Origin of the sequence: Maribacter sp. 4G9 (assembly GCF_002742265.1) — a bacterium.
Classification (GTDB): domain Bacteria; phylum Bacteroidota; class Bacteroidia; order Flavobacteriales; family Flavobacteriaceae; genus Maribacter.
The window spans coordinates 20981-43430 of sequence record NZ_MDGL01000168.1; the positions used below are offsets into that span (position 1 = coordinate 20981).

The 22450-nt window shown below is 40.4% G+C and carries 25 protein-coding genes; 4 read left to right on the top strand and 21 right to left on the bottom strand.

The features are described 5' to 3' along the window. Positions 1–280: 280 nt before the first annotated feature. Positions 281–1456, top strand: a complete 1176-nt coding sequence (locus BFP75_RS17345) for a vWA domain-containing protein (RefSeq protein ID WP_099546609.1) — start codon at positions 281–283, stop codon at positions 1454–1456. Positions 1457–1509: 53 nt separating this feature from the next. Here BFP75_RS17345 and BFP75_RS17350 read toward each other — a convergent pair whose 3' ends face one another. After that, positions 1510–2538 (bottom strand): type IX secretion system membrane protein PorP/SprF, encoded by a 1029-nt coding sequence (locus BFP75_RS17350; RefSeq protein ID WP_099546610.1) that lies wholly within the window; start codon positions 2536–2538, stop codon positions 1510–1512. Positions 2539–2661: 123 nt separating this feature from the next. Between BFP75_RS17350 and BFP75_RS17355 the strand changes: the two genes are divergently transcribed. The 3 genes from BFP75_RS17355 to BFP75_RS17365 all read left to right on the top strand — a co-directional run bounded on the left by BFP75_RS17355 (position 2662) and on the right by BFP75_RS17365 (position 4979). Next, a complete protein-coding gene (locus tag BFP75_RS17355) occupies positions 2662–3570 on the top strand; it encodes a NifU family protein (protein WP_099546611.1) in 909 nt (302 codons plus the stop codon). Positions 3571–3642: 72 nt separating this feature from the next. Continuing rightward, complete coding sequence (locus tag BFP75_RS17360) at positions 3643–3843, top strand: dodecin family protein (protein ID WP_099546612.1); 201 nt, start codon at positions 3643–3645, stop codon at positions 3841–3843. A gap of 302 nt (positions 3844–4145) precedes the next feature. After that, on the top strand, positions 4146–4979 hold the full coding sequence (locus tag BFP75_RS17365; RefSeq protein ID WP_099546613.1) for a mechanosensitive ion channel family protein: 834 nt from the start codon (positions 4146–4148) through the stop codon (positions 4977–4979). A 42-nt stretch (positions 4980–5021) separates the two neighbouring features. On the opposite strand, the gene tsaB is transcribed toward BFP75_RS17365, so the two are convergent. The 20 genes from tsaB to gcvH form a co-directional block, all read right to left on the bottom strand. Beyond that, positions 5022–5696 carry a tRNA (adenosine(37)-N6)-threonylcarbamoyltransferase complex dimerization subunit type 1 TsaB gene (tsaB, locus tag BFP75_RS17370; RefSeq protein ID WP_099546614.1) on the bottom strand — a complete coding sequence of 225 codons (675 nt, stop codon included), beginning with the start codon at positions 5694–5696 and terminating at the stop codon, positions 5022–5024. Positions 5697–5771: 75 nt separating this feature from the next. After that, entirely contained in the window at positions 5772–7139 is a 1368-nt protein-coding gene (locus tag BFP75_RS17375) for a TolC family protein (protein ID WP_099546615.1), read from the bottom strand. A gap of 30 nt (positions 7140–7169) precedes the next feature. Further along, entirely contained in the window at positions 7170–8306 is a 1137-nt protein-coding gene (locus tag BFP75_RS17380; RefSeq protein ID WP_099546616.1) for an efflux RND transporter periplasmic adaptor subunit, read from the bottom strand. A 40-nt stretch (positions 8307–8346) separates the two neighbouring features. Next, a complete protein-coding gene (locus BFP75_RS17385; RefSeq protein WP_099546617.1) occupies positions 8347–9609 on the bottom strand; it encodes an ABC transporter permease in 1263 nt (420 codons plus the stop codon). A gap of 1 nt (position 9610) precedes the next feature. Further along, entirely contained in the window at positions 9611–10846 is a 1236-nt protein-coding gene (locus BFP75_RS17390; RefSeq protein WP_099546618.1) for an ABC transporter permease, read from the bottom strand. Further along, the gene (locus BFP75_RS17395) at positions 10839–11540 is read right to left on the bottom strand and encodes an ABC transporter ATP-binding protein (RefSeq protein ID WP_099546619.1); all 702 of its coding nucleotides are present in this window, start codon (positions 11538–11540) and stop codon (positions 10839–10841) included. The genes BFP75_RS17390 and BFP75_RS17395 overlap by 8 nt, the downstream gene beginning before the upstream one ends. Positions 11541–11639: 99 nt before the next feature. After that, positions 11640–12755, bottom strand: a complete 1116-nt coding sequence (locus BFP75_RS17400) for an efflux RND transporter periplasmic adaptor subunit (RefSeq protein WP_099546620.1) — start codon at positions 12753–12755, stop codon at positions 11640–11642. A gap of 42 nt (positions 12756–12797) precedes the next feature. Continuing rightward, positions 12798–14054 carry an ABC transporter permease gene (locus tag BFP75_RS17405; protein WP_099546621.1) on the bottom strand — a complete coding sequence of 419 codons (1257 nt, stop codon included), beginning with the start codon at positions 14052–14054 and terminating at the stop codon, positions 12798–12800. Positions 14055–14092: 38 nt separating this feature from the next. Further along, complete coding sequence (locus BFP75_RS17410) at positions 14093–15343, bottom strand: ABC transporter permease (RefSeq protein ID WP_099546650.1); 1251 nt, start codon at positions 15341–15343, stop codon at positions 14093–14095. A 117-nt stretch (positions 15344–15460) separates the two neighbouring features. Then, positions 15461–15649, bottom strand: a complete 189-nt coding sequence (locus tag BFP75_RS17415; RefSeq protein WP_099546651.1) for a hypothetical protein — start codon at positions 15647–15649, stop codon at positions 15461–15463. An 82-nt stretch (positions 15650–15731) separates the two neighbouring features. Beyond that, positions 15732–16268, bottom strand: a complete 537-nt coding sequence (locus tag BFP75_RS17420; protein ID WP_099546622.1) for a DUF420 domain-containing protein — start codon at positions 16266–16268, stop codon at positions 15732–15734. Between the two features lies 1 nt (position 16269). Further along, positions 16270–16995 (bottom strand): SCO family protein, encoded by a 726-nt coding sequence (locus tag BFP75_RS17425; protein ID WP_099546623.1) that lies wholly within the window; start codon positions 16993–16995, stop codon positions 16270–16272. Next, positions 16992–17627, bottom strand: coding sequence for a hypothetical protein (locus BFP75_RS17430; RefSeq protein ID WP_099546624.1), 636 nt, complete (start codon positions 17625–17627; stop codon positions 16992–16994). Before BFP75_RS17430 ends, BFP75_RS17425 begins: the two co-directional genes overlap by 4 nt. 130 nt (positions 17628–17757) lie before the next feature. Then, positions 17758–18141, bottom strand: coding sequence for a cytochrome C oxidase subunit IV family protein (locus BFP75_RS17435; protein ID WP_099546625.1), 384 nt, complete (start codon positions 18139–18141; stop codon positions 17758–17760). A 33-nt stretch (positions 18142–18174) separates the two neighbouring features. After that, the gene (locus tag BFP75_RS17440) at positions 18175–19149 is read right to left on the bottom strand and encodes a cytochrome c oxidase subunit 3 (RefSeq protein WP_099546626.1); all 975 of its coding nucleotides are present in this window, start codon (positions 19147–19149) and stop codon (positions 18175–18177) included. Between the two features lie 98 nt (positions 19150–19247). Further along, positions 19248–19829 carry a heme-copper oxidase subunit III gene (locus BFP75_RS17445; protein WP_099546627.1) on the bottom strand — a complete coding sequence of 194 codons (582 nt, stop codon included), beginning with the start codon at positions 19827–19829 and terminating at the stop codon, positions 19248–19250. A 6-nt stretch (positions 19830–19835) separates the two neighbouring features. Beyond that, positions 19836–20735 carry a heme o synthase gene (gene cyoE, locus BFP75_RS17450; protein WP_099546628.1) on the bottom strand — a complete coding sequence of 300 codons (900 nt, stop codon included), beginning with the start codon at positions 20733–20735 and terminating at the stop codon, positions 19836–19838. A gap of 174 nt (positions 20736–20909) precedes the next feature. Beyond that, complete coding sequence (locus BFP75_RS17455; RefSeq protein WP_099546629.1) at positions 20910–21614, bottom strand: energy transducer TonB; 705 nt, start codon at positions 21612–21614, stop codon at positions 20910–20912. Positions 21615–21676: 62 nt separating this feature from the next. After that, complete coding sequence (locus BFP75_RS17460; RefSeq protein WP_123803502.1) at positions 21677–22075, bottom strand: VanZ family protein; 399 nt, start codon at positions 22073–22075, stop codon at positions 21677–21679. Continuing rightward, the gene (gene gcvH, locus BFP75_RS17465) at positions 22068–22448 is read right to left on the bottom strand and encodes a glycine cleavage system protein GcvH (protein ID WP_099546631.1); all 381 of its coding nucleotides are present in this window, start codon (positions 22446–22448) and stop codon (positions 22068–22070) included. The genes BFP75_RS17460 and gcvH overlap by 8 nt, the downstream gene beginning before the upstream one ends. Between the last annotated feature and the right edge of the window lie 2 nt (positions 22449–22450).

A 22450-nucleotide genomic window follows, 5' to 3' on the forward strand; every position in this document is an offset into this window, starting at 1 on the left:
ACTTAGCGGATTTACATCATACTAAAAAATGCCATTTACAGGTACTAATGGGATTTTAGGGCCAATATATCGGCTTTGCTAAAGGAAAGGTATCGTTGACTGGCCCAAACGACCTCTTCCCTCAAAACAACTTTAATTCCAAAAAGTTTCATCATAGGTTTACGGCATAATCAAATCAATATAACGATGAAACCCTCATCGAGGGATTTGTTATGGTAAGTTAAATACCCTTACTAAAAGAAATGTTTAAAAATCAAGCTTTCAATTTAATTTAAAACGTATGAAAAAAATTCAAAAAGTATTGGCTATAGGTTTCATGGCAATAAGTATAACATTTGGCTATGGATGTGAAAATGAACCAAAAAATGGAAAACAAATCCTATTGGCACATAGGGTTGAATCTATCAAAAAACCGAATAAGAGGACGGTCAAGATCGCATTGTTATTGGATACGAGCAATAGTATGGATGGATTGATCAATCAGGCAAAATCCCAATTATGGGACATCGTCAATGAATTCACAAGGGCCAAATGCGGAAATGAAACGAGACCCGATCTTCAAATCGCCTTGTACCAATATGGCAATGACAATCTTTCCTACAGTGAGGGCTATATTCAACAAGTCCTGAATTTTAGTAGTGACCTTGACGAAATTTCTGAAAAACTTTTTTCATTGACCACCAACGGGGGCGAGGAATATTGTGGTGAGGTTATCCAAACTTCCCTAAGACAATTGGAATGGGGCAAAGACCCAGACAATCTGCGCATGATTTTTATCGCAGGCAACGAACCTTTTACGCAAGGCAGATTAAACTACAAAGATGCCGTCACCAACGCAAAGGAAAACGATGTCGTTGTAAACACCATATTTTGTGGCAATTATGAACAAGGTATTGAAACGGAATGGAAAAGAGGTGCCCAACTCACCGGTGGTGAATATATGGCCATAGACCACAATAGGGAAATAGTCCATATCACTACACCTTACGATGATATCATCATTCAATTGAATTCAAAGCTGAACAAAACCTATATATCTTATGGGGCTATGGCAAGCGAATATGAGGAAAACCAGGCTTCGCAAGATGAAAATGCCATGAGTATAGGATATGGCGTGGCCATAAAACGAGCCGTAAGTAAAAGCTCCCGACTCTACAATAACAAATCTTGGGATTTGGTCGATGCTTCGGCAGATGATGATTTTAGTTTGGAAAAAGTAGAGAAAGAAAGTCTGCCGGAAGAACTAAAAGGAAAATCAAACGAAGAAATAGAAAAATACATTGATAATAAACGTATGGAAAGGGAACGTATTCAGGCTGAAATCGCTGAAATAAATAAGAAACGGGAAATCTACATTGCCCAAAACCAGAAAGAAAACACCCAGGGCGAACTGGAAAGTGCGATGCTGAACGCCATAAAAAAACAAGCCGCCCAAAAGAAGTATCGTTGGGATTAATTAAACCCTTACATAACTGAAAACGGGCCTTTTACTTACTTGAAAGGCCCTTTTTAGTTCGCTGCGGGACAATAGCAATCATATCTTTTTTCTGGTTTACAGAAATCGAAGCCTAGGGTTATTTGGTGAAACCCTCCGTTGTCAAAACGTATATCACCCATTTGGTATGAATAATTATAGGAGATCATGAATTGCTTGAAATTTGCCCCTACAATTGGCGTAATCAATTGAAGGCGTTGTTCCCCAAAACTTGTTGCCGTTTGGAACTGTGCCCCATCAAAACTCCTTCTATAGGAAACACCACCCCAAATGCGACCAAAATCCACATCCTTATATAGCTTCGCATTAATGTCCACGGTCTTTTCCTTGGTGAAATCCGTCAATTGAAAAAGTACGGAAGGCTCAAATTGCCAATCGCTTCTACCAAATACATATCCAGCCGAAATGAGATACCTTCTTAGGTTGTCTACCCTAGGAACTGTAAGGTTATCCGGGTCATCGTTTCTATTGATCCGATATAGGTTCCTTCTAGTCGAAAGTGCATTTAAAACGGCAAAATGCGTATAAAATTCCTGATAGGCATAGGACATTCCAAAGTCCACATTAAAATAGGTCTCATTTAGCTTGATTCCCGAAATAGCAGGGTCAAAAGCCACGGAACGAAACTCCGTTTCATCCAAACTACTTTGAAGGACCGTAGCACTAAGTCCAAAAGACAGTTGGTTCAATACCCGCACATCGTCACCACCCATACGTAAATGATGGGCATAAGTTCCTTTAAAACCAGTCTGCGAATGATATCCGTTGGCATCGTTAAAAATAATGGCCCCTACTCCGCTGGGAGAGTCTCCCAACCTAAAATTCCCGTTGACCGTCTGTAAGTTTGGGGCGTCTTCCACATCAAACCACTGCTGTCTCGCAGTTGCCCTAATTTGACCACACTCTGTAAAACCCGCCATGGATGGAAATACCAGATAGTAGTTATCCGCTAAATAATCAAAATATACAGGTATTCCCTCTTGTGCTTTGGCTTTTAAACCAAAAAATAGAAGGAAGGACAATAGAAACAGCTTACATCTCATGTCAAGAATTTGGGGTAAAAGTGCACATAACACCAAATATAAAGGATAACGGTGCAAACAGTACATTATTATGTAGGGACAAACTTAGAATTCCTTTGTATTTTTGAAAAAAATTGAAACCAAATGAAGGAGTATAATATCACCGTTGTAAAAACAAAGAACCCGGCCATTTTGAAGTTTGAATCCAACCATATGTTGGTTAAGCGGAAAAACTATGAATTCAAAAATATAGATGAGGCCAAGAACTCGCCCCTCGCACAACAGCTTTTTTATCTGCCTTTCATTAAAACAGTCTACATATCAGGGAATTTCATAGGATTGGAACGGTATGATATTGTTGATTGGGAGGACGTAAAGGACGAAGTGGCACAGCAGTTGGTGGAATATCTAAATGCAGGGGAACCGGTAGTCATGGAAGAGGACACGGACAAACCTATTGCCGTAACGGTATATGCGGAGGTTACGCCCAACCCCGCCACTATGAAATTTGTGGCAAGCAAAAAGATTGTGGGATCCATGTTCGAATTTAAGAATATCGATGAAGCCAAAGACTCCCCTTTGGCCACTCAGTTGTTTCAATTTCCCTTCGTGAAACAAGTCTTTATCGATGACAACTATGTATCCGTGACCAAGTACGAAGTAGCCGAATGGGAAGACATTACCTTAGAGCTGAGGGAACTTATCAGAAACTTTATCGCCAATGGTAACGATGTGGTTACCGCACAGGCCGAACCTATAAAAGGAACACAATCAAATGCGTCGTCCAAACAGGTTACTCCAGAAAACTTGGATGATACCTCTTTGGAAATCATCGATATTTTGGAAGAATATGTAAAGCCTGCAGTTGCCAGTGACGGTGGTAATATTTTGTTCAAGTCCTACGAACCCGATAGCCGCACAGTAAACGTTATTCTTCAAGGTGCCTGTAGTGGATGCCCTTCGTCAACATTTACCCTGAAAAATGGAATCGAAACCATGTTAAAAAATATGATGGGTGACCGAGTAAACGAAGTTGTTGCCTTAAACGGATAAAAAACAGACCTAACGGTGGTCTTTCTACCTTAGATTCCTTAACTTTAAGGGAACATAAAAAAAACACTAATTATGGCAGTTTTAAAAGTAATAGAAGTATTGGCCAATTCCGATAAAAGTTGGGAAGATGCCGCAAAAAATGCAGTTGCACAAGCTGCAAAATCAGTAAAGAACATTCGTTCGGTGTATATCAACGAACAAAGTGCCACCGTAGAAGACGGTCAAATGGTAAACTATCGTGTAAATGTGAAGATTACCTTCGAAGTACAGTAATTTTTACATGTAAATCAGAAATATAAAGCGCCCTTGTGGCGCTTTTTTTATGGGATTCCTTATAAAACCGACGCCAAACAGTAATAAAAATCGAAATAAGCTAATTCTTAGCCTACCTAGCACCAACTTATCACCATATCATTTTATTAACAAAGCGGTATATCGACAGGCCATTTGACTCAAAAAAAACAAACTTTGACTCATCCATGTTCAATGGGTGTTCCTTAACATTAGTTTAAATAAATAAACTTGATTTACACTATTTATTTCTATATGTTGGCCAACAAAAGCATAAACGGACTATGGAACAATTCACCAATTATCAGGAACATATAGATAACGCCATAAAATGGTTTTGGGAGGCATTGCCAAATTTGGTGGCCGCCATAATTTTATTATTTTTGGGAATCTATATAATCAGGTTTATCAACAAAATGATTCGGAAATTCTTTTCCAAAAAGGACTACGATGAATCTCTGGAATCCTTCTTGCAAAGCCTGATTTCTATTTCCCTTAAAATACTCCTCTTCGTACTTGTTATAACCCAATTGGGCGTACAATCCTCTTCCCTTGTAGCCATAATCGGTGCAGCCGGTTTGGCCATTGGTTTGGCTTTACAGGGGTCACTGGCAAATTTTGCAGGTGGAGTTTTAATTTTACTCTTTAAACCATTTAAGGTGGGAGATTGGATATCCGCACAAGGGGTGGATGGATCGGTGAAAGAAATTTCGATTTTCACAACCAAACTAAAGACCTTTGGAAACCAAATTGCCATTATACCCAATGGACAGTTGTCCAACAACAATATAATAAACTACAATGCCGAAGACACTCGAAGGGATAAAATTGATGTGGGTATTGGGTATGGTTCCAATATTAAAAAGGCGAAGGATATCCTATTGGGCATATGCGTGGAAAATGAAAACATACTAAAAGACCCCATCCCGGAAGTCTATGTTGGGGAATTGGCAGACAGCTCCGTAAATCTTACGTTACGTTTTTGGGCCAATAACGAGGTTTTTTGGAAAGCACATTTCCATGTGATGGAAGAAATAAAGTATAGGTTCGATGCGGAAGGTATAGAAATACCATTCCCGCAAAGGGTTATTCACCAAGAACTTCTAGAAAGCAAGTAGCATCTAAAGGACCTTGCACTTATGCAAGGTCTAATTTTGATTTTAGGACCTTTTCTGGGTGATTAGGAAATCCTTCAAGTAATACGGTTCAAAATAAGCGACGTTTTCAAAATTGGTCTTTGTAAATTTCTCGAAGGAAAGGGATGCCATTTCCTTAGCTGATGGCACAGCTTCAGCATAATATTCCGCATTAGAATTTGTTAGTGTATCCTTTATTTTCTCTGCACCGGACCCTAGAAAATGTACCTTACTACCTTTTAAATATTCTTGAAAAGAAGATTCTCCTATTATTTGTGCCTGAGTTCCCCTTATCTCTTTCAAATGGGCATCGAATACTGACGAGTATACCTCCATACGCCTTGCATCCAAAACAGGTATTACAAAATCACCTTCCGCTATTTTTAGCTGACTGGCCAAACTTTTTAAGGTAGCGATGGATATGAGGGGAACATCCAATGCAAAACACAAACCCTTGGCTGCCGATACCCCTATTCTTAAACCAGTATACGAACCTGGCCCTTTGCTAACGGCTATGGCATCTAAATCCGTCATGGAAAAACCGGACTCATCCATACACTCTTTAATGAACACATGCAGCTGTTCCGCATGGGAATAATTTGGTGTATTGTTCTCCCTAATTGAAACCACTTCTCCTTTTAAGGACAAACATACGGAGCAGTTGGTGGTAGCTGTTTCAAGATTCAGTATTAAAGCCATGTTTCAAAGGTAGAGAATAAACACAAAAAAACCTGCAATCATTGATTGCAGGTTTATATTAAATTGACTCGATTTTTAGTCTAATGTAACGGGTAGTCCAAAATAAAATTCCAGTATTTTGATCCTGAAAATATAGTCGTACTTTGTTCGAATCACTTCCGCCTCCGCGTTATCTATGCGTGCCTGTGCTTGGCTATACTCAAAGGAGTTCATCAAACCTACTTCAAAACGTTCCTTCGCATACTCAAAGGCCAATTTTCTTGCTTCCAAGGTTTTTTCTGCTGCTTCATAAGACTTGGCAGAGGTTTTTACAGCCACATATGCCTGATTGACCGTATTTTCCAAATCCAACTTATCTTGTTCAAACTGTAACTTGGCGCGTTCGACATCTATTTTCGCCCTATCAATATTATTCCTCGTGCTAAATCCATTGAAAATTGGAACACTCAACTGTACTCCATAGGATACACCATCGAATATCCATAACTGGTCCGTGAAATTGGGCGTAAAGAATTCCGGTGGAGACCCGGGAGGCAGTCCTGCAACAGGTAATAGCGACACGTCAGAATACCTAGTCCTATAATTGGCAAATGCGTCAATGGTAGGCAAAAGAGCACCTTTACGTATTTGAAGGTCCTTTTCAGCTACCTCTACATTTGCTTTGGATAATTTTATATCATTCCTAAATTCAAGGGCTTTTGAAAAGATTGTACTTGGGGAATTCGATAATATTTCGGAAGGAGGTACTTCATACGATTCATCGGCCGTGTCAAAATTTTCATAATCCGTGATCTGCATCAACTGAGCTAGGGCAATTTTTGATAATAATACCTGTCCTTCGGCATTTATAATTTGTTGTTGCTGATTGGCTGCTGTAGCCTCTATATCCAAGAGATCGCCCATGGGTATTACGCCAGATTCCACCAATTCCTTGGTGCGTTTTAAATCCTGCTCCGTTACCGCATATTGGGCCTGGGCGACTTTAAGGCTTTCTTTATTGGAAATCACCTGTAGGTAATTATTGGCCACATTCAAGCGAATATCATCCTTTAAGTCTTCCAATCTATACTGATTGGCAATGGTATTCAATTTAGACCTGTTCATCTGATGCACGTCCCTCATACCGTTAAATAGATTTACACCCGTGGTGATACCCGCGTCTAAGTTATTTTGTGTACTATTCGTCGGCAAGTTGGTTGTTGGGTTAATAGAGAAACCCGTGTTACTGGATAAAGTAGTGTTCGCGTTAAGGTTTGGTAGAAAATTACCAAAAGCATCCTTCTCATTTATTTTGGCATTGTCTAGGTCCAATTCAAACTGCTCTACGGATAAGTTGTTTTCCACAGCATAGGTGACACACTCTTCCAAGGTCCATTTTTTATTTTGGGCCCATGTAGTCCCCACTACCAAGAACAGTAGTATTGTGGTTATCGTATACTTCATTTTTTGATTATTTATTTTGATTGATGATGATTATTCAGTCTCTGTTTCGTCTTCACCTTTTTTAATAGGCTCCGTCTTGTTCCATTGCTTAACCTTGTCCTCCTCTGTAAGACCGGACACAATTTCTACGTTGACCCCATCGGAAATACCGATTTCTATATCCCTTCGCTCAAATTTTTGATCGCTGACAGCGCCTACGGAAACTTCCACATATGGTTTATTGGTAGACTTGTCAAATTGTAACAAGGCTTCTGGGATTACCAGTATATTTTCCTTTTTCTCCAATACAATGGAGGCATTGGCACTGTAGCCGGCGCGGATAAAAACACTATCAGGTATAGCCACATCACATTCTATCTTAAACTGCACGGCCCCAGCCTCCTCTACGCCCTTGGGCGCAATGAATTTGAGCTTGGCATCGAGCTCCGTACCTTCTAGGGCACCTAAAGTAATCTTAAGCGTGCTGCCCTCGGATAGTTTGCCAACTTCGCCCTCGTCTACTTTTCCCTCAAAGATCATCTTGCCCAAATCGGCTACCGAGGCAATGGTTGTACCATCGTTAAAGTTGTTGCTCTGTATTACCTGGTCACCCTCCTTTACCGGAATTTCCAGAATGGTACCGGAAACAGTGGCCCTAATATTAGTGTTAGCCGCTGCAGATCCACCAATGGAGCCCCGTCGTATGATTTGGTAGTCCGCATCAGCGTTCTTTAGTTCCTGCTCTGCTTGCTCAAATACCAATTTCTGGTTAATGAAGTCTTGATTGGACACAACTCCCTTATCGTAAAGAGTCTTATTTCGCTCATATTCTATCTTGGCATTATTGAGGGCCAATTGGGCGTTGCGTACGCGGCCCTGAGCTTGGTACAACGCTTGTTCATTGGGTACCACTTTAATAACGGCTATAAGGTCGCCTGCCTTTATCTGGGCCCCTTCCTCAACCAAAATTTTATCTATGATACCTGTAATCTGAGGCTTTATCTCCACTTCATCCTCTGGGATGACCTTACCCGTAGCCACCGTCTTCTTTTCTATAGATGAAGTAAATGGCTGTTGTGTCTCGAAGGTTACGGCGGCCTTGCTATTGCTCTTTATGAAAAATACAGCGGCCCATAACGCTCCAAGGACCAAAACCCCGATAAGAATGTATTTTAAAATCTTGTTCATTTTAGTGTATTTATTAGTTGTATTGATTTTTAGTTGTTTTTTATTCTTCCCTAAGCGCGTCAATTGGCTTAATGCTTACCGCCCGTTGCGCAGGAATAAGCCCTATGAGAACGCCCAAGACCACCATGAGCAACAAGGAACCTATTACATAAGGCACCGGCACCGTTGGATTCGTATAGGGCATTTCCACATTTTGGGTAAGCATATCGATCAATTTCAAGGTAAGCGCACCCATGATAATGCCTATGATACCAGCCAACAAAGTCAAGAAAAGGGATTCAATAAGGATTTGGTTCCTCACGTTATTGGGGGTAGCACCCAAGGCCCTTCTAACCCCTAATTCCTTGGTCCGTTCCTTTACGGATATCAGTAGTATATTACCAATACCAATAACACCCGCAAGAATTGTGGCGATACCTACAATTAGCGATAAAAAAGTAAGACCATTGGAAAACCCAAAAATCTTTTTAAATACCTCACCCAAGTTAAAGGAACCTATGGCTTTTTCATCCGTAGGGTCTACTTTATGTATTCTTCTCAAAGTCGCTTTGATATCGGCCTCTACTTTTACCACGTCTGCATTATCAGCCGCAGCAACGGTGAACCACGCCACATTGTTGCCGGTATTGTACAATTTTTTGTAGGTGGTAAAGGGGATAAAAATATCACTGTCATTATCAAATGGCCCGCCACCGGCAAACTTGTGCACGCCCACCACCTGAAAATTGACCTCCTCTATCTCAATGAACTTTCCTATGGGGTCCTCATCCGTTTCAAAGAGTTCCTTTTGAGTTCGCTCACCAATGACACAGACCTTACGTTCCTTTTCTATGTCCTCATCATTGATAAAGCGGCCCCCATCATATATTTTTTTTGTGGCAATCTTGGTAAACTCGGGGAAGTCTCCAAAAACCGAATAATTGCCTGTACGGAGCCCTCTGGAAATCACCCCTGGACTGGACCCGAAGACCCCTCTGACATTTCTGGGGGCCAAGGCCACAATTTCCGGTATTTGGCGACGCAGCACCTCCGCATCCTCCAGTTTCAACTGAATCTGTCTTCCGGTTTTAAACCCCGCATAGGGCTTACTGGTACTCTGGGCCCATATAAACATACTGTTTCTTGCCACTGTTTCAAACTCCTTTTCAAAACCATTGTCCAACCCTTTGGATGCTCCAGATAGTCCAATATAAATATAGATTCCTATGAATACCCCCAACATGGTCAGGAAGGTGCGCAATCTATTCTTTTTGATAGATTGAAAAATCTCGCGCCAGGTATCTCCATCAAACAGCTGTTTCATCTTATTCGTCCCTTAGTGCTACAATCGGTTTTATCTTGGCCGCTCTTTTTGCGGGCAAATATGCGGCCACTGCACCGCAAAGTATCAAAAGGATGGTCACAAAAATTGCAGTTCCAGCATTAATGGACGGATTAGTGATAAAATAATCATCCTCCAATACCTTGCCCGCTATGGCGTTCAATGTCACAATGCCCAGGACCATCCCAATAAATCCAAAGATGGTGGTAATAAATATGGATTCCAACAAGATGGTGCCAGTAATGATCTTGGGCGTAGCCCCCATGGCCTTACGAATGCCAATTTCCTTGGTACGTTCCTTGACTACAAACACCATGATGTTGCTAATTCCCAAAATGCCCGATATAATTACTGCAAATGCAATACCGGAAATAATCATTTTCAGCACATTGGCAAATTGCTGGTTACGCTTTAGATTATCCGCCACGTTTTCTATCCGGATACCTCTAGGATCCTCAGGGCTAACTACCTTGTTCTTTCGTAAAAAGGTATCCAAATCTCTTTGGAATTTCATAGAACCGGAATATCCAATGGCCTCATTAAAGGCCAGGGTAATCTGGTCTATTTTGTCGTTATTACCCTCAATGAGCTGTCTGGTGGTAAAAGGAATAAAAATATACCGTTCCTCATTATCTCCCCCATCATCTTGAAAAACACCAATTACTTTGAAGGCACTACCTCCAATGTCTATATACGCCCCCAGGCTCTCTCGCCCTTGGAAGAGGTCCTTTTCCACCATTCTGCCAATGACAGCATACTTGGTCCGTTCCCTGATATCAGTGGCATTCAAGTAGCGACCCTTCATCATGATGGTCTTTTCCGCAAACTGCATTCCAGGCCCTACAGCACGGGTGGTATAGTTGTCCGATTTCTCCTTAAATGTAACGAAGGCACTGCGTTGAATCTGGGGGGTTACATAGTCTATCAAGGGTGCGAATTGATTAGTAATCTGCTCCAAATCATCATTTTTGAACTCGATTTGCCGTTTGGCCTTAAAACCGCCATAGGGCAGAGTGGTCTCAGAAGGATATATCCTAAAGATATTGGTGGCATCATCCCCAAAAAACTTCATGAAGGTATTGTTTAGGCCGTTGCCCATTCCATATAAGGAAACATAAATAAAAATACCCAAAGCTACGGTGAAGCCCGTAAGAAAAGTCCTCAACTTATTCTTTTGTATCGCTTTGAATATTTCCCACCAGGTATCTATACTAAACATATTGTGAAGCTCTAACCTGTTCCACTTTCTTATCCTCTACGATGACCCCATCCTTTAAATGCACTATACGTTTGCACATATGGGCAATATCCTCCTCATGGGTAACCACCAGTATGGTATTTCCTTGGTCATTGATTTTCTGAATAAGATCCATAACTTCGTAGGAAGTAGTACTGTCCAATGCCCCTGTAGGTTCATCCGCTAATAAAACTTTGGGTTCAGCAGCCATAGCTCGGGCGATGGCAACCCTCTGCTTCTGTCCACCTGAAAGCTCACTGGGCAAGTGTGTTGCCCATTGCTTGAGACCCACTTGCTCCAAATATTTTAGGGCCTTTTCTTGACGTTCCTTTCGTCCCACTTTTTGATAATATAATGGTAAGGCCACATTCTCCAAGGCACTTTTATAATTGATCAAATTGAAGGATTGAAATATAAAGCCCAAAAACTTATTTCTGTATTGGGCCGCTTTGGTCTCGTTCAAGTTCTTTATGGGCACACCATCCAAGGTGTAGCTTCCCTCGTCAAGTTCATCCAACATGCCCAGAATATTTAATAAAGTGGACTTCCCAGATCCCGAAGATCCCATGATGGCCACCAACTCGCCCTCTTCCACGGAAAAATTGATGCCCTTAAGAACATGTAAGGAGTTTTTGCCCATTTTGTAGGACTTATGAAGATTTTTTATTTCGATCATGTTGGTTATTGTTTTAGACTGTAGCTATATTCAAGTCTAATCGTTAGACTTACGTTCTTTATTTTTGTTACAAGAAAAAACAGAAAAATCCCTTCTATTCTAATTTTGGGCGAATTCATCCGCTTTAATCGCGTTCCAGACCTTTATTTTATCGCTTTTCGAAATACCGGATTTGACTTCTACATTAATACCGTCACTTATACCCAGTTCAATATCCCTACGTTCAAATTGTTGGTCACCGGTCTCCACTTCCACAAATGGTTTTTTGGTCTTACCATCAAACTGAACCAATGCTTCCTTAACGGCAAGAACACTATCGGCACGAGCTAGAATAATTGACGCATTGGCACTTAGTCCAGCGCGGATAAAAACGGAATCCTGTTTTTGTAATGTTCCCTTGATCTCAAATTGTATCGCTCCATTTTCAGCCTTACCCTTTGGGGCAATGTAATCCAATACAGCTTTGAAAACAGCGTTTTCAATGGCTCCAACGGTGATTTCCAATGGTAGGTCTTCCTTTATTTTCCCAACTTCGGATTCGTCTACCTTACCTTCAAAAATCATTTTGTCCACATCGGCTATGGCAGCAATGGTCGTTCCTTCATTAAAGGTATTGCTCTCGATAACCTGATTCCCAACCTCTACGGGAACTTCCAATACCATACCGCTTACTGTAGCCCTTATTTGGGTATTTGCGGCATTTCCATAACCTTGGGTCGTTCCGGTCTTTACAATATCAAACCTCTTATTTGCAGCACCATAAGCCTGCTTGGCCTGGTCATAGGCAACTTGGGCCCTTTCCAAATCCACTTGGGAAATGACACCTTTTGAAAATAGATTTTTTTGACGCTCCAAATTACGTAGTTGATCGTCCAAGCCTATTTTAGCCTCATCGATGGCGTTTCTGGCATCGTTCAAAGCATTTAAATTTGGGACAACCTTAATAAGACAAATTAAATCCCCGGATTTTACATAATCCCCACCTTCCACATAAATTTCCTCTATAACCCCTGAAATATTGGGCTTGATCAAAACTTCTTCCAATGGTAAGATACTGCCGGTTGCCACGGTCTTTTTCACAATAGTCTCCGTTGTGGGTGTCTCTGTCTCATAAACTACGGGGTCCTCCGCATTTTTTTGATATAAATAGTACATCGCTCCACCAAAGGCGACTACAATGAACAGTAAAATAAAAATGGTTACTTTTTTCTTCATTTTTTAGTTGGATTGATTGATCAATATTTTAAATTCCTTCTATCATTCGTTTCTTAACGCTTCTATCGGTCTAATTTTGATAGCACTATTGGCCGGTAAAAAACCTGCCAGTAATCCCGATACCACCAATATCAACAATGCACTGACCACCACGCCTAAACTAACACTTGGGTTTAGGAACATATCCACGGGTCCCACCGCGTTCAACAGGGTATTTATGCCATAAATACTAAGAGCTCCAAATATAATTCCTATCATACCGGACATTATGGTCAAAAAGACGGATTCCATCAATACTTGCAAACGTATAGACCATGGATCCTCCCCTAATGCCCGCCTGATTCCTATTTCCTTTGTCCGTTCCTTTATTACAATCAACATGATATTGCTCACCCCTATGATTCCCGAAATCAATACCAAAATTCCTACGAAATACGCCACAAATCGCAAGGCCCCAAATAAGCTTTGCACCCGATTGAACTGTTCGTACAAATCAAAATAACCAATGGCCCGTTCATCCTTGGGATGTATTTTTCGGCTTTGCTTTACGGTATTTACAATTTTCTCCGTCAGATTACTGATGGAACTGCCATCTTTGGCCGTAATAGCCATCCAGCCAACATTGTCCGCACGATTAAAGGCCTGTGAAAAAGTCGTAAATGGCATAAAAATCTGGCGCTCACTATTTTCTCCTCCACCATTGCTTGTTTTTTCCTTGTAAATACCAACGACCATAAAATTTATACCACTGATCTTAAGGTATGTACCCAATACCTCCTCGTCGTCGTTATAAAGTTCGTCCCGAATACGATTTCCGATCACAACGACTTTTCGCTTTTCCTTGATATCATTATGGTTAAAGAAACGTCCATGGGTAACGTACATTGGATTTTGCTCTATTATTTCTGGGTAGTCGCCAAAGACCCTATACCTACCGGTCTCGGTCCCCCTGACTACATTATCTCCTTCCTCCAAGCGAATACTATTTCGAGGGGATAAGATTCTTAGTTCCGGAATGTTCTGTCGTAAGAGCTCCACATCCTCCAGTTTAAAATTGAAATTGCGCCCTTCCGGCAATCCCTCAAAGGCCATGGATGTAGTTTCGGTCCACATGAAAATTGTATTGGTGGCCACACCATTAAAATCCTGCCTAATGCCATTTTCCAGTCCTTTACCCGCCGCCAATAAAATGATTAGGATAAAGATGCCCCATCCCACCCCGAAAGCCGTTGCAATGGTCCGCACCACGTTGCTAGACATTACTTCCACAATTTCCTTCCAACGATCTTTATTGAACATGGGTTACTACTCTATCATTATTTGATTTTATCTTCATGCTAATCATCCCGTAATGCTTCAATCACCTGCACTTTCACCGCCTTCCACGCGGGAAAAAAACCCGCAAGTGAACCAGCACATATCAAAAGAAATACCGTTGACATTGCAACATTAAAGTCCACCGAAGGATTCAAAATATAATCAACTTCAATTTCAGGTCCTACAAACTCCAGCAATGCCATACTAAAGATTAGCCCCGTAAATCCGGCCACGGCCGTCACAAATATGGCCTCGTGCATAATCATCCCTACAATGGACCATGGCTTGGCCCCCAAAGCCTTTCGAATCCCGATCTCCCGGGTGCGTTCCTTGACAACGATCAACATAATATTGCTTACGCTGACCACACCTGCGATCAAGGTCAAAAAACCTACGGCCCAAAAGAAAAGCTCAATGGCCTTGCCCAAGGAATAAAATCGTTTGGCCTCCTGAATTGGGTTATACAGCCTTATGGCACGATCGTCCTCCGGTGCCACGCCGTGATACAACTTTAGATATTCCAATAACTTGGCCGTAAACCGGTCGTTCAAGGCAACGGTCTCCTCAAAAGAGCCCATTTCCGGAAGCATGAAATTTAGGTTATTGATTTTATCAGCGCCATTAAAGGCCAATTGGGCTGTTGTAATGGGAATAAATATTCGTTCCTCCTCGCTTTCATCCCTGCCATACTCGCCATAAACTCCCACAATTTTAAAGCCAGCTCCTGAAATCATCAAGTATTCCCCAATAGGGGTTTCCAAATTGGAAAAGACTTCCCTTTTAATTTTATTGCTGATTACAGCGACTTTGGCATTTTCCCTGACATCCTTTTCATTGATATATCTTCCTTCCGATATAAATTCGTTTTCGATGACTTGAAGATTTCCATTGGTACCCGCTACATTGTAGACCAAAAGATCATTATTGTATACTACTTGGACGTCAATGGGAAAATACAGTACAGAAGCTTTTTTAATATCTTCATCAAATATTTTGGAAACCGTCTCGTAATTTTCATTTCGAAGTTGCACCCGCCGTCCTGGATTGAGTCCTTTATACTCTAGGGTAGTGCGTTGCGGCCAAACCCAGATACTGGTTGCCGCATCTCCCTTGAACTCATTGTCAATGCCGTTTTGCATGCCCTGACCAAAACCCAATAAAATTACCAGGATGAAAATTCCGGAAGCTACCGAGATACCCGTTAAGACAGTCCGTAATTTATTTTTACGGATAGTATCGAAAATCTCTTGCCATCTTTCGATGTCGAACATTGATTGGTTTTTGATGATTGATGAATGCAATACACGTATCGCACATACATCAGACTAAAAAGTCCAAGCAATGTTACAGATAAAGAATAAAAAAAGTGTTAAAGTTTTAAAACTGTGTTAAGATCGCATTTTGCGGTACACAAAATAGAAGACACCCGCTACCAGCACATAGGGTATGGCCATTAGGTATACTATACCATTATTGATACCTTCCGCAGTAGTACCCGATGCCTCGCTTTCCAGTACCGCCCTGCACATGGCACATTGCGCTTCTGTTGCCGAAGGAAACAACAAAAAACCAATCATGAAAACAACAAGGAAGCCTTTGTGGTTACTTCTGGCAAATATTGAAAAACGATGCGGTTTCATACAATGACTTTTTTATTCATTATGAGGCATAATATGGCGAAATCATTAAATAAACTATAACACCCGTAACCGCAACATATAGCCAAATGGGAAATGTGTATCTGGCCAATAGCCTATGATCTTCAAAACGCCCTAAGTAGGCTTTAGCGTAGGTTCTTAGGACCAAGGGAATCAAGGCAATCGACAAAACGATATGTGTAATCAATATAAAATAGTACAAATAAGAAACAAAACCTTCCCCTCCATATGGAGTTGAATCCGATGTCATATGATAAAGTATATACATTACCAAAAAAATGAGCGAAAGGCCAATATTGATTGTCATTAAATTTTGGTGTAGCGCCTCCTTTTGATTCTTGATAGCCCAAACTGCTACAGCGAGTAGCACAGCGGTAAGGCCATTGATCGTCGCATAAATAGGTGGCAAAAAAGTCAAAGGTTCCACATTTGGAATTTTTATTCCAAAAAGCAAGGCCACCACGATAGGAATTACCACAGAGACAACAGTAATCATCCTATTGAACTTTTTCTCCTTAAGTGCGATATTATTCTCCATATTACTCCTCTAATAGTCTTTTTATGTCTTCCTTTAAGATACCAATTTGCTCCTTTTCCCCTTCACTATTCTCACCCATCTCTTCTGTAATTGCACCCCTATAATAAACGATAGGATTTCCAAAGGCGTCCTTTCTCGAACGAATATAACCGTTCTTATCTACCAAGGCGAACAGGCCGGAATGTTCGAACCCCCCAGGGGCATCGGGCATTTCAGCGGCAAAAATATTGAAACCACTATTCGCCAAATCATAAATTTCCTCCTTTTTACCGGTCATCAAATGCCAATCCATATCGGTAATCCCATATTTTTCAGCATATTCCTTTAGCACTTGCGGTGTGTCAAAATCCGGCGTAATGCTGAATGAAGCAATTCCAAAGCTTTCATCATTTACAAATTCATTCTGCAAAGCCACTAAGTTTTTGGTCATAATAGGGCAAATACTAGGGCATCGGGTAAAAAAGAACTCCACAACAAATACTTTGCCCAAGTAATCCTTATCCGAAATTACCAAGCTATCTTGATTGATGAATTGAAATGATGGAACCTTCCGTTTTTTACCATTAAGTAGGACATAGCTTAAACCCCCATCGGATGAAGTCGTATTCATACGGTCGATTTCTACAACATCATCAGTCTTTAGTCGCTCTACGATTCTTGGTATAAAAATTATCCCGAATATGAGTATGACCAAAGAAACCCAAACGTATGTATACTTTTTATTCAATCGGTTTTTCTATTAAGATTATTTTCCTTTCTAGCCATTCTATATTCCGCCAGTATAATTTTCACATCATCGACCATCTTATTGTTCAAGTCCGCCACGGAAGCCGTATTATAACCGTATTTAATGCCTTCATCCTCATCCTGGTCCCTACCTCTCAATTTTAAGTTTTTATCCACGATAAAAACATAAGGGGAACTTAGGTCCCTTTGCAGATCCAAATTGGTTCCTAGGCTTTCAAATAGATTTAAAATAGCAGCTTCTTCCAAAAAGGCAAAATTCCATTTAGTAGTTTCATCAAGACTGGAAAGCTCCTTATTCAAATCCGTTACGTCAGCTTCCGTACCCTTGGGTACTACCATCAAAAATTGGAAGTCATCAAACTCATGAAAGCGCTTATAAATCTTTTGATTCAAGTTAAAGGCATTGCCTTTTCTCCCTTCCACATCCCTTCCTAGAAATCCCAAAACGGTGATACTATTGGAAAACATGGTATTCCCCGCATTTTTCGGGATTTCCATTACACCATCATTTAAAACAGGCAACCTTCCAAAATTGGTAACTCCAGACGCAAAGAATAAATATGCCACTATGGGTAAAACGAACAAAACAATCAGTACAAAGTTTTTTTTCATATAACCGGAATCCAAATTTTTGATTTCAAGAAATTCATCTTTTAGGAATTACTTTAAAAACCATACAAAAATAAAAAAGACGGTTCGTTAACCGTCTTTCTATTTTGTTAATTATGTTCTTTTAAAACACTTAGAAATTCCATTTCACGAAACCATCCTTATATATTTCAAAAATATAATTGGCCTCTACCAAAAGAATAAATACCAAATAAAGGACCAAGAAGATAGGTGTCCAAACGATGGCCCTCCTCAAAGCACTTTTCTCATCCCTTAGGTGCATAAAGTCCCATGAAATATAATAAGCTTTTACTAATGTCAAAATGATAAAGATCCAGTTCAATAACTTCATGCCCAACACATAAGTCCCAGTAAGCACTGCAGGTTTGTAAATACCCAAAACAACCTCAACAGCCGTTACCAAAGTCAAAAAGGCCAAAACGCCCCAAATCTTTTGGGTGTTGGATTTAAACTTCCACAATCCTCTAAAAATCTCTAATTTATGTTCGTGTGCCATACTATATTAAATAATCTTTTCTACAACCAATTTTTACACCAAATAGAAGAAAGTAAATACAAATACCCAAACCAAATCCACAAAGTGCCAATAGAGTCCTACCTTTTCAACCATTTCATAATGTCCTCTTCGTTCATAAGTACCCAAAACGACATTAAAAAATATAATGAGGTTGATAACTACCCCAGAGAAAACGTGAAAACCGTGAAAACCTGTAATAAAGAAGAAAAAATCCGCAAAAAGTCTACTTCCGTATTCGTTGTGAATAAGATTAGCACCTTCAACCACCTGGGAGGCATCTGCCAATTTTGAAAGCGATTCCTGTCTACTTAGTACTACTTTTTCGCCCTCTTCATTAATTGTCTCCGTTTTTATGGCCAAACTAGGATTTGCCTTGAATCCTTCGATTACCTCGTTCACGGTAAAACTAGTACGGGTGCCTTCTCCATAAAACCAAATACCATTATTTTCCTTATGTGCAACGCGTTCGCTTGGAATCGTTTTTGCAAAATCTGCCAAAGCAACCCTATTGCCCGTCTCAGCATCTACAAACTGAAGAATCCTGCCTCCTTTGGTCTCCACAGCGCCGTAATCCCCTCGAATAAACGTTGCCCACTCCCAAGCTTGGGAACCAACGAAAATGGCACCACCAATAATAGTGGCGAACATGTACCATATAACCGCATTTTTCTTCATTTTATGACCTGCATCCACCGCCAAAACCATCGTTACGGAAGACATGATCAATATAAAGGTCATAAAGGCAACATAAATCATGGGGTAGTTACCATGAAAGAATGGTACGTGCGTAAAAACCTCATCGGCGATGGGCCAAGTTTCCATAAATTTGAAGCGTGAAAAACCGTATGCGGCCAAAAAACCAGAAAAGGTAAGCGCATCCGAAACCAAGAAAAACCACATCATCAACTTACCATAGCTAGCACCTAAAGGCCTATTACCTCCCCCCCATGCATTTTCCTTAATCTCCGTTGTAACCGTCGTATCCATAGATTTATGTATCGATTTAATAAAACTTTAGCAAATTTACATTTTTTTCAACTATATAAAAGCTGAATTTGATTCAAAACTTTTTTTGTTTCAAATTATTATTTTACAAATGTCATAAATAACAATAGGTAGACCCAAAGCAAGTCCAAAAAGTGCCAAAAGGTCGCTCCCAGAGATATTCCCAGGTATTCGTCCTTTGTATACTTTCCTTTATATTGATTATATAAAACAACCAGTAGGGAAATTAGCCCTGCAACTACGTGGACAATGTGCACCATGGCAATCAAAAACACATAGGATAGCTTTATGGTACTAGTGGGTCCCGTAAAATAATAACCCCTAGCCACCATTTGGGAAAAGCCATTAAACTGCATTAGAATAAAAGCGATTCCAAGGGCCAAGGTTACCAACAACCAGGTGGCACCCATTTTATCATTACCTTCCTTGACCGCCTTTTTTGCCAGTATGTAGGTAATACTACTGGTAATAATGATGACCGTACTTATATAGAATGAGGTTGGTAGAGCCAAGCTGCTTACCCAGTCTTCACGGGAACTACTTACTATATAGGCACTGGTCCATCCAGCAAAGCCCATTAACAAGCTTACCATTCCAAACCAAAGAATCATCTTCTTTGACCTATCCCTTTTCTCCTTTTCAGTTCCCTTGGTTAAATCCATACTATCTTAAATAAACTTGTCCAATACATAGATAATCTGCATAAGTGTAATATAGCTTACACTGGCCAACATCAATTTCCTTGCCGTGACCGAATCCCTCTTTGCATATAACTTAAGGGCAAAAAATAACATAACCCCTCCAAGCAACAAAATTAGTATCGCAGCTGGAATGGAAAGCATCAACCTCCCGGTAATCCCAAACGCAGGAATTACGGATATGGCCATCATCCAAATTGTGTACATGATAATTTGTAGCGCAGTACCCGTATCCTTTTTACCGGTAGGAAGCATCTTAAAACCCCCTCTTTGGTAATCTTCATGCAGCATCCAACCCAATGCCCAAAAATGGGGAAATTGCCAAAAAAACTGAATCATGAACAAGGTGCCCGGCTCAATACCAAAATCGTTGGTGGCCGCAACCCAGCCCAACATAAAAGGGATGGCACCTGGAAAAGCGCCAACAAAAACCGATAGTGGCGTTTTCGTTTTTAGCGGAGTATATACACTTGTATATAAAAATATGGAGATAGCCCCAAACATGGCCGTTTTAGGATTAAGAAGGTATAGACTAATGATCCCGAGCAAAGTTAGGCCAATGGCTATGGACATTGCCATAAAAACGGACATTCTCCCAGCGGGAATGGGCCTATTTTTTGTTCGCTTCATTAAAGCGTCCAAATCCTTTTCTATTACTTGATTATAGGCGTTACTTGCCCCCACCATGCAATAGCCGCCAAAAGCCAACAACAAAATAGATGATACACTTATTTCATAAGCACCCAAAAGATATCCCGCAATAGAGGAAAAGACCACACTGATCGCTAGTCTTACTTTGGTAATTTCCTTGAAATCAGCAAAAATCAATGGAAATGTCATGTCTTTTGCCATACGGACCGCGGTCTTCATCCTTACACAAAATTGGACTGCAAAGATACTCTGACTAACCTTGTTCTGCAAACCCAAGTTCCTATTTTAAATAAATCTTAAGCTTCTTCCAAGGATTGATATCAGGATTTGGAATAGTTCCATAAAAAAAGGTCCGAACTATAGTTCGGACCTTTAAAAATTTATGTAATACGATTATTGTAATTTAAAGTTAATAGGAATACTAAATGGTACACGTACGGCTCGTCCTCTTTGCTTCCCAGGCGTCATTTTTGGCAACTTACCAATAATTCTAGCAGCCTCGGCTTCCAAATTTTTATCCGGTCCACGCATTCTAATATTTCCAATACTACCATCCTTTTGAATCACGAACATAACACTTACCCTTCCTTGGATACCCATTTCCTGCGCAATTTCTGGATAGCGGAAGTTTTTACTGATATGTTTTTGAATCATGGAATTGAAACATGCCCTTTTATCACTTTCCTTTTCACAACCTGGAAAAACGGGCACATCCTCGATTACGGCAAAAGGAACGTCCACATCATCCATTTCTTCCTCAACAACAACATCATCTACTTCAATGATTTCTTCCTCTTGGCTAGTCTCTGTAGACTCAATTACCGTTTCCTCAACTTCTTCCTCGTCTTCAACAACCTCAATGATTTCAGGTGCAGCCGGTGGCGGAGGTGGTGGTGGTGTTTTAATCTGTTCCGTCATTGGAACTTCTTCATCCAACAAATCATCCACGTTCATGGAGATGTCATAGTTATTCACTTCATCATACGTTTTCCATTCAAAGGCTATATAGGTAAGCAACATAACAGCAAAAAGGCCTACAACAAAATATAAGCTGCTATTCTTGGTCAAATCCGCCTTTGGATTCTTTTTAGGTTCCATATATCATCATTTTAGTGTTTGCTAATTTAATTAATTAATCCTTAAACATGCAATTAAAATTTTCATTTTAACTGCTCTCCTTTATAAAAAAGGCTTCTTGTAAGGAACATACCGGTAATCGCCCCCAAGGAGTTGGCCAATGCGTCCAAAATATCCCCTTGTCTGTTCGAGGTAACACTATACTGTAAAACTTCAATAATCATGCCGTACATTATAGAAAATACTACCATGCCCAAAAGTATGGCAGATGCTTTATACCGATGCACAAGATAATCCTTTATGGCAAAAAATCCCGTAACCACCATCACCAAGTAAAAGATAAAATGGACCATTTTATCCAGGTGAGGAATCCTAAAGGCAAAGGATCCCATTTGCATGCCTTCAAAAGAAAATAAGCTGGAAAAAGTGACGAACACCATCCAGCTTATAAAAAGTATGTTATAAAAGAGCTTTTTAAGCACCAATCAATTCCTTATACTCCACGTCACTTAAAAGCGATTCTATTTCTGAACTATCGGATAATTTAATCTTCACCATCCAACCTGCACCATAGGGATCTTTGTTGACCATTTCCGGTTCGTCTTCCAAGGCGGTATTGAACTCGATAATTTCTCCCGATACAGGTGAAAAAAGATCTGATACCGTCTTTACGGCCTCAACGGTTCCAAAAATTGCCTCCTTATCCAAAGTTTCATCCAACGTGTCCACTTCTACATAAACAATATCACCCAATTCTCCCTGGGCAAAATCCGTGATACCTACCGTGGCGACATCGCCTTCAATTTTAACCCATTCATGGTCTTTGGTATACTTTAATTCAGCGGGTATATTCATAG